This is a genomic window from Exiguobacterium sp. 9-2 (assembly GCF_036287235.1).
Lineage (GTDB): Bacteria > Bacillota > Bacilli > Exiguobacteriales > Exiguobacteriaceae > Exiguobacterium_A.
The window spans coordinates 1,605,061-1,619,553 of sequence record NZ_CP142850.1; the positions used below are offsets into that span (position 1 = coordinate 1,605,061).

The 14,493-nt window shown below is 47.5% G+C and carries 19 protein-coding genes; 13 read left to right on the forward strand and 6 right to left on the reverse strand.

Annotation, left to right across the window (positions count from 1 at the left end; genetic code table 11):
- Positions 1-73 precede the first annotated feature (73 nt).
- Positions 74-937: a sensor domain-containing diguanylate cyclase gene (locus tag VJ374_RS08480; RefSeq protein ID WP_329468362.1), complete on the forward strand. Its 864-nt coding sequence runs from the start codon at positions 74-76 to the stop codon at positions 935-937.
- On the opposite strand, the gene VJ374_RS08485 is transcribed toward VJ374_RS08480, so the two are convergent.
- Complete coding sequence (locus VJ374_RS08485; protein WP_329468364.1) at positions 899-1,588, reverse strand: alpha/beta fold hydrolase; 690 nt, start codon at positions 1,586-1,588, stop codon at positions 899-901. The two genes, VJ374_RS08480 and VJ374_RS08485, sit on opposite strands and share 39 nt — an antisense overlap.
- On the reverse strand, positions 1,585-2,430 hold the full coding sequence (locus tag VJ374_RS08490; protein ID WP_329468366.1) for an alpha/beta fold hydrolase: 846 nt from the start codon (positions 2,428-2,430) through the stop codon (positions 1,585-1,587). The genes VJ374_RS08485 and VJ374_RS08490 overlap by 4 nt, the downstream gene beginning before the upstream one ends.
- Before the next feature lie 39 nt (positions 2,431-2,469).
- Between VJ374_RS08490 and VJ374_RS08495 the strand changes: the two genes are divergently transcribed.
- The gene (locus VJ374_RS08495; protein ID WP_329468368.1) at positions 2,470-3,135 is read left to right on the forward strand and encodes an HAD family hydrolase; all 666 of its coding nucleotides are present in this window, start codon (positions 2,470-2,472) and stop codon (positions 3,133-3,135) included.
- A complete protein-coding gene (locus VJ374_RS08500) occupies positions 3,132-3,515 on the forward strand; it encodes a GNAT family N-acetyltransferase (protein ID WP_329468369.1) in 384 nt (127 codons plus the stop codon). Before VJ374_RS08495 ends, VJ374_RS08500 begins: the two co-directional genes overlap by 4 nt.
- Here the strand turns inward: VJ374_RS08500 and VJ374_RS08505 are convergent.
- From VJ374_RS08505 to VJ374_RS08515, 3 genes are read right to left on the reverse strand one after another with little or no spacing between them, the layout of a single operon-like run.
- The gene (locus VJ374_RS08505) at positions 3,507-3,944 is read right to left on the reverse strand and encodes a GNAT family N-acetyltransferase (protein WP_329468371.1); all 438 of its coding nucleotides are present in this window, start codon (positions 3,942-3,944) and stop codon (positions 3,507-3,509) included. The genes VJ374_RS08500 and VJ374_RS08505 overlap by 9 nt on opposite strands.
- A 16-nt stretch (positions 3,945-3,960) precedes the next feature.
- Positions 3,961-4,416 (reverse strand): type 2 periplasmic-binding domain-containing protein, encoded by a 456-nt coding sequence (locus tag VJ374_RS08510; RefSeq protein WP_329468373.1) that lies wholly within the window; start codon positions 4,414-4,416, stop codon positions 3,961-3,963.
- Positions 4,413-4,934 carry an RNA polymerase sigma factor gene (locus VJ374_RS08515; RefSeq protein WP_329468375.1) on the reverse strand — a complete coding sequence of 174 codons (522 nt, stop codon included), beginning with the start codon at positions 4,932-4,934 and terminating at the stop codon, positions 4,413-4,415. Before VJ374_RS08515 ends, VJ374_RS08510 begins: the two co-directional genes overlap by 4 nt.
- 117 nt (positions 4,935-5,051) lie before the next feature.
- Here VJ374_RS08515 and VJ374_RS08520 point away from each other — a divergent pair, with 117 nt between their 5' ends.
- The 7 genes from VJ374_RS08520 (at position 5,052) to VJ374_RS08550 (ending at position 9,782) form a co-directional block, all read left to right on the forward strand.
- Positions 5,052-6,071, forward strand: coding sequence for a serine hydrolase domain-containing protein (locus VJ374_RS08520; RefSeq protein WP_329468377.1), 1,020 nt, complete (start codon positions 5,052-5,054; stop codon positions 6,069-6,071).
- The gene (locus VJ374_RS08525; RefSeq protein ID WP_290783764.1) at positions 6,068-6,478 is read left to right on the forward strand and encodes a toll/interleukin-1 receptor domain-containing protein; all 411 of its coding nucleotides are present in this window, start codon (positions 6,068-6,070) and stop codon (positions 6,476-6,478) included. The genes VJ374_RS08520 and VJ374_RS08525 overlap by 4 nt, the downstream gene beginning before the upstream one ends.
- Positions 6,475-7,056 (forward strand): AAA family ATPase, encoded by a 582-nt coding sequence (locus tag VJ374_RS08530; RefSeq protein ID WP_329468381.1) that lies wholly within the window; start codon positions 6,475-6,477, stop codon positions 7,054-7,056. Before VJ374_RS08525 ends, VJ374_RS08530 begins: the two co-directional genes overlap by 4 nt.
- A gap of 77 nt (positions 7,057-7,133) precedes the next feature.
- The gene (locus VJ374_RS08535; RefSeq protein ID WP_329468384.1) at positions 7,134-7,943 is read left to right on the forward strand and encodes a phosphotransferase; all 810 of its coding nucleotides are present in this window, start codon (positions 7,134-7,136) and stop codon (positions 7,941-7,943) included.
- Between the two features lie 53 nt (positions 7,944-7,996).
- Entirely contained in the window at positions 7,997-8,428 is a 432-nt protein-coding gene (locus VJ374_RS08540) for a hypothetical protein (RefSeq protein ID WP_329468386.1), read from the forward strand.
- A gap of 46 nt (positions 8,429-8,474) precedes the next feature.
- Positions 8,475-9,458: a DUF2268 domain-containing putative Zn-dependent protease gene (locus tag VJ374_RS08545; RefSeq protein ID WP_329468388.1), complete on the forward strand. Its 984-nt coding sequence runs from the start codon at positions 8,475-8,477 to the stop codon at positions 9,456-9,458.
- 9 nt (positions 9,459-9,467) lie between these two features.
- On the forward strand, positions 9,468-9,782 hold the full coding sequence (locus tag VJ374_RS08550) for a hypothetical protein (protein WP_329468389.1): 315 nt from the start codon (positions 9,468-9,470) through the stop codon (positions 9,780-9,782).
- Positions 9,783-9,840: 58 nt separating this feature from the next.
- On the opposite strand, the gene VJ374_RS08555 is transcribed toward VJ374_RS08550, so the two are convergent.
- A complete protein-coding gene (locus tag VJ374_RS08555) occupies positions 9,841-9,975 on the reverse strand; it encodes a hypothetical protein (RefSeq protein WP_329468391.1) in 135 nt (44 codons plus the stop codon).
- A gap of 351 nt (positions 9,976-10,326) precedes the next feature.
- Here VJ374_RS08555 and VJ374_RS08560 point away from each other — a divergent pair, with 351 nt between their 5' ends.
- Genes VJ374_RS08560 through VJ374_RS08570 form a run of 3 tightly spaced genes read left to right on the forward strand, consistent with a single transcriptional unit; the run spans position 10,327 to position 14,475 of the window.
- On the forward strand, positions 10,327-11,022 hold the full coding sequence (locus VJ374_RS08560; protein ID WP_329468393.1) for an ABC transporter ATP-binding protein: 696 nt from the start codon (positions 10,327-10,329) through the stop codon (positions 11,020-11,022).
- 26 nt (positions 11,023-11,048) lie between these two features.
- A complete protein-coding gene (locus VJ374_RS08565) occupies positions 11,049-11,819 on the forward strand; it encodes a hypothetical protein (protein WP_329468395.1) in 771 nt (256 codons plus the stop codon).
- Positions 11,820-11,838: 19 nt separating this feature from the next.
- Entirely contained in the window at positions 11,839-14,475 is a 2,637-nt protein-coding gene (locus VJ374_RS08570) for an ABC transporter permease (RefSeq protein ID WP_329468397.1), read from the forward strand.
- Positions 14,476-14,493 lie beyond the last annotated feature (18 nt).

The following is a 14,493-nucleotide window of genomic DNA, read 5'->3' on the forward strand; positions in this document are numbered from 1 at the left end:
GTGATATGATGGACGTTGAGTACAGGAGGTGGACGTCATATTTGTATTGGGATTGATTATAGGTAGTCTTTTAATGTTGCTCAGTTTCCGGTTATTCCACCAGCAACAACCGGATACAATTGCATTATGTAAAGATATCTTCTACGTGTTTGAAGTCCATCCGGAATATCGATTCCGATATATTAGTCCGTCCCTCGATGACCATATCGGCAAGGGAGTGGCAGCAGCCAGCTATATGGATCCGGATCAGTGTTTTGCAAGGATTCATCCGGAAGACATCGAAGTCTTGATGTCGAAGATTTCGGGCGACTGTGACTACGATCAACCGTTCCGGCAACGCTGGCGGACAAATGACGGGACGTACGTCTGGTTCGAAGAATATGCGACACCGATTCGTGAAAATGGACAGATTGTTGCCATCCAAGGGGTGATCCGTAACATTGACGAGCAGTTGAAATCACAACAGGCATTACTCGATCAATACCGTATCGATGCCTTGACACGGCTTGGGAATCGCCATGCCTTCAACGAGGCTGTCCGCGATCTCGATCAAGAGAAGGCGACGTATGGATTGATTCTGCTTGACTTGAATGAACTAAAGGATCTTAACGACCGGTTCGGTCACGCGGTCGGTGACGCCTTGCTTGAACAAACAGGACTTTGCATCCGCCGCTTAACAGATCATGGTTACCGGATCGGTGGTGATGAATTTGTCTTGATTGACGATAGTCCGTCGATTGAGCTGTTCGAGGGATTCGTTGAACACGTTCGCTCAACGTTCGCGACACACGAAATCGGACTCGCAATCGGCGCCGTTCATACGACATCAGGACGCCGTGTCGACGACGTCCTGCATGAGGCAGATGAGCAGATGTATCAAGAAAAGATGAATGAGCGCTTAAGTCGCCAGCATGGATTGATGGGCTTGAAGCAATAAGGTGTTGAAGCGTTCCGGTTGATCGAGATTCGCTGTATGCCCGGCTCCCTCGACTGGTAAGACGATGACGTTCGGCACGTGTTCCGCAACGAACGCGGTTGCGTCGACTTCGTATGTTTCATTCGTTCCATTTAGGATGACGACCGGTAAGGTGATCGACTGCAGCATCGTTTCCGTCAGTGCCGGGAAACGGAATGTCATCAAATCAAGGACTGCCCGCGCCGTCGTTTTCCAGCCAGGACCATGCAACTGTTCGAACTGGTCGGCAATTTCCGGTGCTTGCTGTTCGAGGTCGAGGAAGAACTCTCGTTGCTTGCGCATCAGCGGTTCCATCGCTTTAGGAATGAATGGTGAAAAACCCGTGATACATACTCCTTCGAGTTCGTCCGGTGGATCGAGTGCCAGTTGCATCGCAAGCGTCGCGCCAAGCGACAACCCGAGAATCCATCCTGGACCTTCCTGTGCCATCCGTTCGCGGATGGCACGTGTTGCTTGTTGTAAGTAATCCTCCGTTACCGGTTCCGTCGTCATTCCGTGACCAGGCAGATCAATCGGAATAAACGTAAAATCATCCGCTAAAGCGGAGAGCTGTGGTGCAAAGTGTGTCGCTGCCGTTCCCATTAACCCATGCAGTACGTACATGCGTGTCATACGGTAAACTCCTTCGGTTGATGTAGTGTCAAAATCGCGCTTGCGACGACGTCCGGACGATCGCGATGCATCAGGTGAGATGTGCCCGGAACGAACGTCACGTTCGCCTGATAGGATAGATTCGCCTGTCGCCGTATTAATTCCTGCCATTTATTTTCCATTCGTTCGAGTTCATCTTCCGGAAAACCGGCTGCTATCATCGTCTGGATTGAGTTCGTTTTATCCCGACCGAGAACGGTCATCGGGAACCCAAGATCGCGCATGAGTGGCTGAAGCGCCTTCGCATCACTCTTCCACTTTGAAATGATGGCATGCATCGCCTGATAGTACGCTGGGTTCCAATCCGTACGGTCGTCACCATCCGGGAAACGGTCACGTAAATCAGTTGCTGTCGCTAATTCCGCGAATCGTTCGATCCAGACGGCGTCGTCCCCTTCTTGATCGAGCGTCGGTGTATCGAGCTGATCAAGTTCTTCTAAGTCAACGGATGTCGCCTCGACGAGGACGAGACCGGCGACACGTTCCGGACAATGTAAAGCGAAAGCTTGTGCGACGAGACCACCGTATGAATGTCCGACGAGTGTGACCGGGATCGTGATATTCGTTGCGCTGAGAAACTGGTCGATTTGGCGTAAGATGCCGGTCGTTCCGTCCATATAATCGTCTGACCATTCGTGCGGATGAAAGCTGACGACGCGATATTCCGGTGTTAGTTTCGTCAGAATGTCCGCCCAGTCCTGATACGTTCCACCGAGTGATGGTAATACTAACAACGGTCGACCTGTCGAACCGTCATCGTAGTACGTCACTTGTTTTCCCTGATGTTGCATAATTCGTTCCATTATAATCACTCCTTTATACTTTGAAAGATGTTGTTTACCTTGATTCGTGCTTTATTGTTTGATTTAGACGAGACGTTACATGACCGGTCCGGTTCTCTTCCCTATTTCCTTCGGGATCAGCATCAACGTTTTCGTGAAGTTGCGCATGTTCCGATCGACGACTACATCACGACGTTCTTATTGCTTGATCAAGAAGGACGCGTCTGGAAGGACGTCGTCTATACGGAAATGATTCGTCGCTTCGAATTGTCGCTTTCTGTTGAAGTACTGCTACACGACTACGTGACGCGTTATCCGATCTTCGCACGGAGCTTTCCGGGAGTCGACACCTTTTTTGCGCAATTACCGCCTGAGCTACCCATCGGCTTACTGTCGAACGGTCGGACGACGTTCCAACGTGCCGTCTGTGACGCAATCGGACTGTCTCCCTCCTTTACGCAGATCGGGATCTCGGAACAAGAAGGCGTCCGTAAACCGGATCCGGCATTTTTCTTGCGCTTAACTGACCGTTTAGGTGTTCGCCCGGACGAAGTCCTTTATGTCGGCGACCATTACGACCACGACATCTTACCGGCGCGCGCCCTCGGCATGCAGACGATTTGGAAGCGCACAGGCGATGTTCCATTGACTGACACGCAATTTTCGGACTGGTGCCAGTTACCTTCCCCACTCCAAGACCTGATACGAAAGGAGAACCAGCCATGACGGAACAGATTCGCCGTTTCCAACCTGACGATTTTGAGCAGATTCATCGATTGAACGCATTAGAAGGATGGCAGGATCTCGTCGCTGATCAAGCGCGGACCCGCAACGCGTGGATGAATGCAAATGCCGCTTTCGTCCTTGAGTCTGACGGAGAAATCCTTGCCTATGTCCGCGCTTTAACGGACGGTTCAGTGACGACGTTCGTCTGTGAGCTCCTCGTCAGCCGAAACGCACGCAAGCGTGGGTACGGACAACAGTTACTCGATCACTTGCAACTTACCTATCCGACGCGGATCGATCTTCTGGCAACTCGTCAATCTGCTTCTTTTTATGAACAACAAGGATTTCGTGCTTTCCATGGTTTCCGTAAATCACGATGAAGCGAGTGATTTCGAATAACTCGTGCTCGTCACGCTGTAGCCCATCGATTGATAAAAGTGATGGGCTGCTTCGCGTTCTGGTCGATTACCACTGTTCAGTAAAACGGCAGTTGCTCCTCTTGCATGCGCCCAGTCTTCCGCTGCTCGGATCAAACGGCGTCCAATTCCCTGCCGACGATGTTTCGCGTTGACGACAAACGCGACGATTCGGACATAGGTCGTATCATGCTCGAACGCTTGCGCCTGAAATAGACCGACGCAGCCGAGAAGCATATCGTCGTCTTCTAGCACAAGCAATTCATAATCCGGATGACGGGTGACCCGCGAAAATCGTTCGCGTAAGACGTCCTCGCTTGCCGGATACCCGAGCTGCGCCATTAAACTGACCAATTGCGGCAAATCGCTAGTTATCCAGGACCGAACGTTCATCTCCCTTTCCCCCCTTTTACTGTTCTGGTGACAGAATCATCACCCGTTCTCGTCCCTCTTCCTGACCAACGACCAGCACGTGCTCAGATACCGGATCGTCCTTGACTTGATACACGGTAAACGCATCGAGGTTCGACGCAAAATCAGAAGTGTCCTGTTCCAGTCCCGTATCGGTCAAGACATCATCCGTGACGCCAAGTCGCTTCCCTTTCAGCTGTTGCCAGTCTGTATCCGTGATTTTTTTGGCTACCGTGTATAACTGTTCATCATAATACATGCCGACCACCATCGATTGCGACGATTGCTCGGGAACGGTCTCATGCAAGGAACTAAAGCCGATGATCGTCAGACCTGCTGCGAGGCAAACAGCTTGTACCGAGCGCCGGCGCCGTTTCGCTTTGCGGATACCCTGAATTGTTCGTTGCCTGACGGATAACGGTACGTCGATCAAGAATTTTGGCTCGTGATTCATAGACTCATCCCCTTCTGTCGTCGTACTTTCTCGAGTGCGCGGTACAACGTACTTTTGATCGTACTCAGTGGCACATTGAAGGTTTGCGCAATCTCTTGCAATGACAAATCTTCTTCATACCGGAAGTAGACGATCGAGCGCTCGGTCGGCTCGAGGACATCCAGTAAATCGTCCAAGTACAAGCGATCGACGAGACGCTCTTCAAACGACGTCGTTTGACTCGGTTCGATCGCGAGCGGCTGAAACGACGCTCGATGTTGCTGGAAAGCGCAATTCATCGTGATGCGCGTCAACCACGTCTTAAAATACGAAGCATCCCGTAAACTCTTTCGCCCACGCCATGCCCGATACGCGACCTCTTGGACGTTCTCAAGCGCTGCCGCCTCTTCTTTCAGATAAATGAAGGAAATACGGTACACATAGTCTTCTTCTGCGAATAAAGCTGCTTCAAAAGCAGCGTCGGATAATGCTGTACCTGACTTTCGAAACACATCGGCATCCCCCTTTTTGGCAATCACTCCCCTATTAGATACGCGACACGTTTAAAAAGTTTCATTTTTTTCAAATTTTTCTTATAATTCCCTTTTCTTGCATGAATGAATTCGATAGGATGGGAAACAGAGAGGATGATGAACGTGTACAAGAAACTCATTGCTTTACCGGAGCTTACGCATCTCGAAGGGGCGGTCTCCATCCACCAGCAAGGTGAACAAATCTTTAGCCATGCTGACGGATTCGCGCATCGGGGCTACCGCGCATCGAATACAGAAACGACACGCTTCGGCATTGCCTCTGGTGCAAAACTTTTCACGGCGGTCGCCATCTTACGGTTAGTCGAGGCAGGAAAGGTAGCACTCGACGAACACGTCGCACCGATTCTACCGGACATAGGAATCGATCTAGTCGGTGTGACCGTACATCATCTGTTAACCCATACTTCAGGCATCGGTGATTATTTTGACGAAGCGACGATGACCGATTTCGAGGAGGTCTTTCAAGATTTCCCGATGTACCGTTTGCGTCGTCCCATCGATTTTTTACCGTTGTTTCAGGACCAAAAAAGACTGTTCACTGCGGGCGAACGTTTTCATTACAACAATGCGGGATACATCCTGCTCGGTCTTGTGATCGAACAATTGACGAAACAACCCTTCGCGGATTACGTGACGAACGAATTATTCGCTCGTGCGCAAATGACACAGTCTGGTTACTTCCGACTCGACTCGCTACCGGCAGATACAGCCATCGGTCACATCGAGAATGAAGACGGAACGTGGCGAACGAATCACTATGCGTTACCGATCATTGGCGGACCTGATGGCGGCGCCTTCCTCACAGCATCAGACATGGAACGTTTTTGGCGAAGTCTTCTGACGCATCAGTTGCTGTCCGAATCGATGACCACGCAACTGTTTCATCCCTACGTCAAAGTCAACGATGTTGCGTCTTATGGTTACGGCGTCTGGCTGAAACGACTCGATGCCATGCACGAGAAGTGGCACATCATGGGCTATGATCCGGGTGTCAGCTTTCATTCCGCCTATTATCCACAATCGGAAACGATCGTCACCGTCTTATCGAATACGTCTGACGGAGCCTACGCGCTCGTTCAGGCTATCGAACAACTTTTACTTGAGAAAGGAATCCATACATGAACCTTTATATCGCTTCTCGCTTTGATCACACGTTGACCGTCCGCTGGCTCCGGGATGAACTCCGCTTGCGTGGACACGATGTAACATACGACTGGACGATGAATGATCGGGCAGAGGATCCCGAAGCATTACGAAAGATTGGTCTTGCTGAATTCGAAGCCGTGCAACAAGCGGACGCCTTCGTCCTCGTGTTACCAGCAGGAAAAAGTAGTCACGTCGAACTCGGGATTGCGCTCGCAACGAATCGCCCGATTTACTTATGTATGCCGGATGCGACCTACTTCACCGGACCATTGGCCAGTACGTTTTATCATATCGGACGGACGACTCCTTGCTTCGGAACGAAAGAAGACTGGCTCGCGCAGATTCTCGCCGATCGCTTACCGGAAGAACAACTGACGTCATGAGGACCGTCCTGTTGACGATTGGACCGACCCATGCCGGGAAAACGACGTTCGCACGACAGCTTGCTCAACGTCTACCAACAAGCCTTGTCATCGATCAGGATCTTCAAGCACGTTTTTTGCTCGAACATTATTCGGACCTCGTTCCAACAGAAGGACCGAATCAGATCAAACATGACTTGACGGGATGGTTGATCGAACAGGCAATCACGTCTTCCGTCGAGACGATCATCTTATGTAACGCCAACACCTCGCGGATTGGTCGGAAACAATTATTAGATCCATTCTCCCGTTCGACGTTCCGCTCGATCCTCGTCTGGTTCGACTTACCCGAAGCCATCCTTTCAAACCGACTGACTCACTCCAAACGCGATGGACAAGAAATTCGTGGCGAATCGTCGTACTACGACATCTATCAGCGGCAACGAATCGAGCCGCCATTTATAGGTGAAGCGGACAAAATCGTTCGTCTTCGTTCGTCGGAAGACGTTGACACATTCCTCGATCATGTCACGAATCCGACGCTTGATGCTCTCTTCGATGCGGTGTCGACGATTGAAGTACATGACAATCGTGCGTAAAGCACCTGCTTCTTCATAAACGCATGCAAAAAGACTAGCCGATATGTAACCAATTACAAAAGAAAGAAGGAACACTCATGTCTGAAGAACAACGACTGACTGGTGGAAATGTCTCTGCTGTCTATCAAAAAGGCAACTATGTCTATCGTACACAAAAGGAGAACAGCAACAACGTCCAACGGTTATTATGCCACTTAGAAGCTAAACGTCTATCCGGTGTTCCGCGTTTCGTCGGCATCGACGAACAAAATCGAGAGATCCTGACCTTCCTCCCTGGTGAAACGGCCGATTATCCGCTAAAAGCATACATGTGGCATGACGACGTATTAGACGATGTTGCGCATCTGATGCGCCAGTATCATGACGCGACAGTCGACTTCGACGTCTCACCGGACTGGGCACCGTTGCTCAATACACCGACTCCACACGAAGTCATCTGCCACAACGATTTTGCCGTCTACAATACGGTTTTTCAGGATCAAAAACTGAGTGGCGTGATTGACTTTGACCTCGCAGCACCCGGTCCACGTGCTTGGGATATCGTCTACACGCTCTATACGTTCGTCCCGCTCAGCAGTAGACGGCAATCACCTGACGGATCCGTTCTTGCCTATTCACCGGAGCAAGATGATGCACGCTTCGCCGAACGAGTGAGTCGATTCCTTGATGCTTATGGTTATGAAGGTCCGCGTTCCGAATTGCTACCGATGTTATTGTTGCGCGTCGAAGCGCTATATCTGTTGATTGATCAACGAGCTGTCGACGGCGATGTTGCCTTCATGAAGATGAAAGAAGAGGGTCACGATACACATTATCGAGCAGAACATCGTTTCATCGCGGAACATGGTACGAAATGGTTCATCGATAAAGATTCATCAGAAAAATAACAGTTTATCTTTCACGTTAGATGTCCGTGATCTTCATAGAGGAGTGATTTCCCGTGAAAACGATTGATCTTGATTTTTTACTGACGACTGAAGAATACGAACTTGAACTGGATAAGATGTCGCTAAAGGCAAATGATCATTATGCGATTGATTTCTATTTTTATGGGGCTGACGAAGCGTTCAAGCTTATAATCAACGATCCTTCGCGTGATTACTTTTTGATGCGTTTTAAAAAGTACGCCGTCTTCCTAGGAACGTTACAAGAGCATGGCATCATCGACGAGAAACTTCGGAACCCGTATCCAGTCGTGAAGTCAAAAGAATCGATGTTCGGTGATTTTGCTGCAAAGTTTATGAAAACGGATGAAGTCTATACTGAACGGGGAGACTTGCACTTATTTGCCGTCAGGACACATGAACAGGATTTTTACATTTTGTCCTACAGCGATCCGATCGTCATTGATCATATGGCGAAAGAGGATTGATATAGAAAGCAGTTGTTACATCATAAAAAAGGAGGATGAACGTAACTTGAAAAAATCATTGATATTACTTTTAACTGCTCCCCTTCTGTTTTTGTCTGCTTGTACAGAAGAGCAAAAGACAACACAACCCACTACTGAACTGTTATCAAAGAGTACAAAAGTAAAATCCGAATCTGTAAAAATCGATGCCGAAAGTAAATTGAACATTGTTTTTCTTTATGAACCATACAAACAATATCTACAATCGTCCTTAAAAAACAATGATCCTGAAGAAGATAAAAAGAATTATGCGAAATATGTCTTAAGCTATATCGACAAAATCGGGGAAAAGGAGCAGTTTGCGACAGCCGACTTGAAAGGTTTCCCGATGTTGCAATCAACCGTGTACGAACAAGAGCTACTCGACAAAATCGAGAACTTGATGAAACAACAAGATGACATTACAAAAATCATTAAAAAAAATTACATCGCTTCTCATAAGATCCTTCCCAAAAAGAAAAGTACCATCATCGTCGCTCCAGTTAATCCTGAATCCTCTTTCGATCTTCAGTCAATGAAAGGTGTTACAGGAGCAGCCTATAAAGATGCATTCATTCTCTACCTGGATACAAACTACGATAAAGACATCCTGGCATATTCGACGGCACACGAATATCATCACTTAGTCCTCAAGGATACACCTGATTTTAGTTTAAGTACGACTCTTAATTCCGTCATCGTCGAAGGAAAGGCAGATGCCTTTGCCGACCGAATCGTCAAAGGCGTCTCGCCTCCATGGAATGTCGAAATGGATGAAGCAACGAAAAAACATGTCGTACATCTGGTCAACAGCTATGAAGTATCACAACTCGACTTCGTCGTAGGTAACAAACAAAAAGAGATTCCTCGCTGGAGTAACTACATTTTGGGACGTGATATCCTCAATCACTATTTTGAGTCGCATCCAGATCAGTCCATTACTGACTGGACCTATACGAATCAAGCAGATATCTTAAAAGGGTACACGTATCAAAAGATTCTTGAACAATGAGGTGCTTTCATGAAATACATATGTCCCGTCTGCGGATATGCGCAAATGGACGACGTTGCTTATGACGAAAATGGTGACGCTTCGTTTGAACTTTGTTCTTGCTGCGGCTTTCAGTTCGGAGTAGACGATAATGTCGAAATCGAGGACGGTATCTTTTTATCGAGAAGTGAGACACATGACTTGTATCGCTCAAACTGGCTCAAAGAAGGTACTAAAGTCTTTAGCCCTTATGCCTTTGAGCCTGGTACAGGAAAGGGTGAACCTTTAGCGAGAACGGCTTTGAAAAAACAATTACGAGCAATTCATATCAGACTAGAAACATAAAAAAGGAGCGCCGCTTTTCACGATGACTCGTGTGAGTTCGTGCTTCTTTTTTATGTCATCATGCTTGAAGCTCGTGCATCATCAACATAATTGTCATGCTAGTTCCTTGATCCGGATGATTTTCAATCGTTACCTCATCGTCAGGTGAAGCGATAATTCGTTTGAAGATCGACGGACACGCCAAGTAAATCAAGGACAAGTCGAAGTAATTTCTTCGTCCACTGTCGTTCCTGAGAAGTAGAAGAATATTTTTAATGTCTTCGACTCCACTACTCTTTTCGTTCCTTATGCCTCTCATCGTCCTAAAAAGATGGTTGTATCAATTCACAGGAGCTTCAGCATGATTCTTCTACTAATGCATAGCCATTTCTTACGTCTTCGTTTCATTTTAAATATCTCCCTAGATTGGGTTTAATCCAATCTTAGAGAGAAGTTATAAGAAAAACATAAATGAGTAAGGATTTCGAAAATAAAAACACAATAGACAAAATTTTCTAAAAATAATACACTATATTTAACCAAATTATGTAAAAGGAGTGGTCACATGAATATTACCTTTCAAGATGTTTCGCACTCGTTCGAGCGAAGCGGTGTCCGGACCGATGTCTTGCATCAACTAAACGGACAATTTTTGCAATCGGAAGTAACGGCACTCGTCGGTCCGTCCGGGTCCGGAAAATCGACGTTCCTTAGTCTCCTTGGTTCGCTCGATCGTCCGTCGTCCGGTCAGATTCTCTATGACAGACAGGACATTACGTCTTGGAAGAACAAACGGTTATCACAATTTCGCTCGCAAGAGATTGGCTTCATCTTCCAGCAGTTTCATCTCCTACCGTCACTGACGGTGTCTGAAAACCTAAAGGTCGCCTTGTTAAAACAAAAGACATCGTTTAATCAAGACGAGCGAATCCTCGAGCTGCTCGATCGGGTCGGACTCGACGACAAACAAAATGCTTTACCTGCTCAACTATCCGGCGGGCAGCAACAACGGGTGGCAATCGCCCGCGCCTTGTTGCATCATCCGCAATGGATTCTTGCAGATGAGCCGACTGGTAATCTTGATTCCATGACCGGTGACGCGATTTTTGAACTGTTGCTAGAACTGCATCGTGAAGCCAAATGTGGCGTTTTATTTGTCACACACGACTTAGAACTCGCCGAACGCGCTGACCGAATTCTCTTCATGCAGGATGGTCGGATCGTCGAAGACCGCCGAAAACGCACGGTGCAAAGTGTCTAAGTACTGTTTATGAGGAGGTGTCTGCGATGCAAACGTTTCGAAGCAAACTGATTGCGAGTTTCATTGGCTCTATTGTCGTTTTTCTATTGTTGTCCATATCGACGCAGTCTGCGTATGAAGCGTTTCGGAATGCGGACTTCTCGGAACAAGAGACGACGATCGTGAGGGGATGTAATCATAACGACTTATCCAATTTATTCTTCACAAAAAATAGTTGTAATTTCGATGACAAAATCGATGAGAGAGAAGACGGCATCGATTTAGGTGAGTCCGATGATCAAAATAAAAGTACGGGTGGCACATCACGCGATCGAAAAGTAAAGGACCTTCCTCCATTTTCGATTATGAATGTTGTAGAAAGCACATCCTCCTCTAACAAAATGATATTCTTCACCGCTGTACTTGTACTGGTTGCTTTCGTAGGATACCGGATTTTTCATCGTCGGCGACGTTCATCACTACCACGAGAATTTGAAAGTGAATCAACCCGCTGGATCCAAGCATCGTCTGAAACGTCCATTCGGCAAACAAATCTTCAGTCGGTACTCACTCCGCCAGAACAATCACTACGCCTGATGCTATTTGATTTTAATCAACGCTTACCACTCGCCCTCAAGCGACGAAGCCATGAATCGTTGACAGACTGGACAGATCGCATTCACCTGGTGACGCCACTCTCACCTTATTTCGTCACCCGCTACGCGGCGCAAGCAGAAGTAGAAGCACTCGATGCACAAGCGATTCATCATTTCGAACAAGATCTTGCGCGTTATTTAAAGACAAAGCTCTCCCACTAAACTACAAAGGAGACTACATATGTTACGCTTCGTCATCAATCAATGGCTTCGGCAGCGCGGGAAATTTACCCTGACGCTCGTCGGTGCCCTGATCATCAGTGCCGGGCTCAGTTTAATGTTCAACTTGACCGACTCCAGTCAAGGAACGGTCGAACAGACGTTACAAAAGAAATGGTCGTCTGCTTATGATATCGTTGTGCGACCAAAAGGCAGCCAGATGTCGACGGAATCAAATAATTTACTCGAACCGAATTATCTCAATGGGATCAATGGTGGGATTTCGTTTAAACAATACGAAACCATCAAGAAAATGAACGACATTGAAATTGCAGCTCCGGTCGCTGTCATGGGGTATGTCATGTCTAACGTTTCCTTTGAAAAAGCGATTAAAATTCCTTCCACACCGGGAATCTATCGTTTTACAGAAACCACTTATATTCAAAACGGCTTCAAGAAAGAGCAACAATCAAAAACTGTGCTTCATCTTGCTCAAGGAACAAAAGTTCAAGTTCCTGAGAACGCTTCATTCATTTCTGAACAAATTGATGGTTTTTCAACGGCTGTCGCTAGAAATCCAGTCCTGATCGTCGGTATTGATCCAAAAGAAGAAGCACGGTTGGTCGGTCTGGACAAGAGTGTACGTACGACGAACAAATCCCGATACTTCAATTCGACTGATCACCATGAGTCAGACGCGGCTAATAATCAAAATATCATCCCGATCTTAGTGAATCCGAACTCTTTTAATAAGGGAAGTTATGACTATGATATCGAACGTCTCGATGCTCCTTATCAAACCGAACAAGACCAGCAAAAACTAATTGATAAGGTCATCAAAACACAACCAAAACGGTCTATTATCAATTCTCCTCTTGCCTCTTATCCCGCTAAGAGTATTCAACACCTTTCCATCCCAACCGCTAAAGTAGAAGAAACCTATCTGCGAACGATGGTTGAAAAAACGAACAGCTTACAAACGGATTCTGAATATGCAGAAGGAGGACAATTGGTTTATCAATCTGGCCCTCTTCAATTCCAATCAACGCTTAGTCCATTTACAAGCCGATGGAGCAACGCTTTCGAAGTATCCGCGACGTCGACACGAATTTCAGGAATCGGTGTTGAGAAGGAACTTATTTCAGATAAAGGATTTCGCTCCCTCACATCGATGGGACAAAAGGTTAAAAAACCAGAACCAGGCTCATCTAATGTCCGCTTTCCATTTTTACAATTTAAAGTCGTTGGTCTGTACGATCCGAAAAACATCAAGGTCTCAAAAGACCCGCTGAACGAGTTACCAATGGAAACTTATCGTCCTTCGTCTGCCGATCTTGTTTTAGATGCGAAGGGGGAACCTGTCAACCCAGCGAAATCGATTGATACGTCTGGTAATCCCGTCGGACTGTTGACGAGTTCTCCAAACATCCTGACGACGATTGACAGCGCGCGAGCAGTCAATGGTGAACAAGCCATTTCTTCGATTCGCCTTAAAATCAAAGGCGCTTCGACCGTCAGTGAAGCATCGGAGCAACTACTCCAAGACGTGAAAAAGCAAATCGAACAGAAAACTGGATTAATGGTCACAATTACTAAGGGTTCCTCTCCTCAACCCGTCGTCACGAAGGTTGTCGATGACGGTAAGACGCTTGGCTGGATCGAACAACCGTGGATCCACATCGGTGCCGCGATGACGATTTTCCGCGAGACGAGTGTCGGTTTCTCAGGAGTCATCTTCGCAATGCTCGCGGTCGCGATCGTCTATGTCCTCGCGACGAGCTATGTCTCGATGTTAGCGCGTCGGAAAGAATTCGCTGTTTTACTCGCACTCGGATGGCGGACGAAGGATCTCTACAAAATCGTTTTGATCGAGGCGGCGATTCTCGCTGGATTCGTCTCGACGGTCGCCTTGATTGTCGAAGGCATCTTCTCATATGTCCGTAATGAAGCGATGAACGGCTGGAGCCTCCTCTGGATCGCGCTATTCAGTCTTGTCATCTACCTCGCTGGTGCCGCTTGGTCGGCGTGGACGATTCGCCGCATCTCACCGTACGAAGCGATCAAGACCGGCGAATACGCGAAAGCTGCTCGCGTCGGACTGAAGCTTCGTTCGACGATGACACTTGCACTAAAGGAACTGATTGGGAAATGGAAGCGTAATAGTTTGTCCGTTCTCTCAATCGCTCTACCAACAGCACTGCTGACATTCTTCTTATTCGTGACGTTCCATTTACAAGGAGTGCTTTACACGTCTTGGCTTGGTCAGTTCGTTGCCTTACAAGTCGGTCCGATGCATTACGTGACGATGGGTGTTGCGATCACAATCGCTATTTTGACGACGGGTGAAATTATGTGGCAAAACGTCACCGATCGCCGCGCCTCACTCGCCGTCTTAAAAGCACTCGGCTGGACGAACGGCGCAATCCGACAGTTGATTGTCCTCGAAGGCTTCCTCGTCGGCCTGATTTCTGGAGTACTTGGACTGATTGTCGCCTACACGACGATTTACGTTCTATACGATCTTGTTCCATGGAATGAACCGTTGTTGATTGGTGTATCGCTCGCCTTACCGATTTTGTTCGGTGTCATCGCCGCCTTCATCCCAGCACAACTGGCAGCACGTGTTCAACCGTATCAAGAACTGAAAGATGCATCTTAATATTTGGCGGAGGGGCAA

Bases quoted from the DNA above. Each gene is read 5' to 3' on its own strand.
- VJ374_RS08525 (WP_290783764.1), top strand. From the start codon at position 6,068: ATGAACCTTTATATCGCTTCTCGCTTTGATCACACGTTGACCGTCCGC.
- VJ374_RS08565 (WP_329468395.1), top strand. From the start codon at position 11,049: ATGCAAACGTTTCGAAGCAAACTGATTGCGAGTTTCATTGGCTCTATT.
- VJ374_RS08490 (WP_329468366.1), bottom strand. From the start codon at position 2,430: ATGGAACGAATTATGCAACATCAGGGAAAACAAGTGACGTACTACGAT.
- VJ374_RS08500 (WP_329468369.1), top strand. From the start codon at position 3,132: ATGACGGAACAGATTCGCCGTTTCCAACCTGACGATTTTGAGCAGATT.
- VJ374_RS08550 (WP_329468389.1), top strand. From the start codon at position 9,468: ATGAAATACATATGTCCCGTCTGCGGATATGCGCAAATGGACGACGTT.
- VJ374_RS08505 (WP_329468371.1), bottom strand. From the start codon at position 3,944: ATGAACGTTCGGTCCTGGATAACTAGCGATTTGCCGCAATTGGTCAGT.
- VJ374_RS08530 (WP_329468381.1), top strand. From the start codon at position 6,475: ATGAGGACCGTCCTGTTGACGATTGGACCGACCCATGCCGGGAAAACG.
- VJ374_RS08570 (WP_329468397.1), top strand. From the start codon at position 11,839: ATGTTACGCTTCGTCATCAATCAATGGCTTCGGCAGCGCGGGAAATTT.
- VJ374_RS08480 (WP_329468362.1), top strand. From the start codon at position 74: ATGTTGCTCAGTTTCCGGTTATTCCACCAGCAACAACCGGATACAATT.
- VJ374_RS08560 (WP_329468393.1), top strand. From the start codon at position 10,327: ATGAATATTACCTTTCAAGATGTTTCGCACTCGTTCGAGCGAAGCGGT.
- VJ374_RS08485 (WP_329468364.1), bottom strand. From the start codon at position 1,588: ATGACACGCATGTACGTACTGCATGGGTTAATGGGAACGGCAGCGACA.
- VJ374_RS08535 (WP_329468384.1), top strand. From the start codon at position 7,134: ATGTCTGAAGAACAACGACTGACTGGTGGAAATGTCTCTGCTGTCTAT.
- VJ374_RS08510 (WP_329468373.1), bottom strand. From the start codon at position 4,416: ATGAATCACGAGCCAAAATTCTTGATCGACGTACCGTTATCCGTCAGG.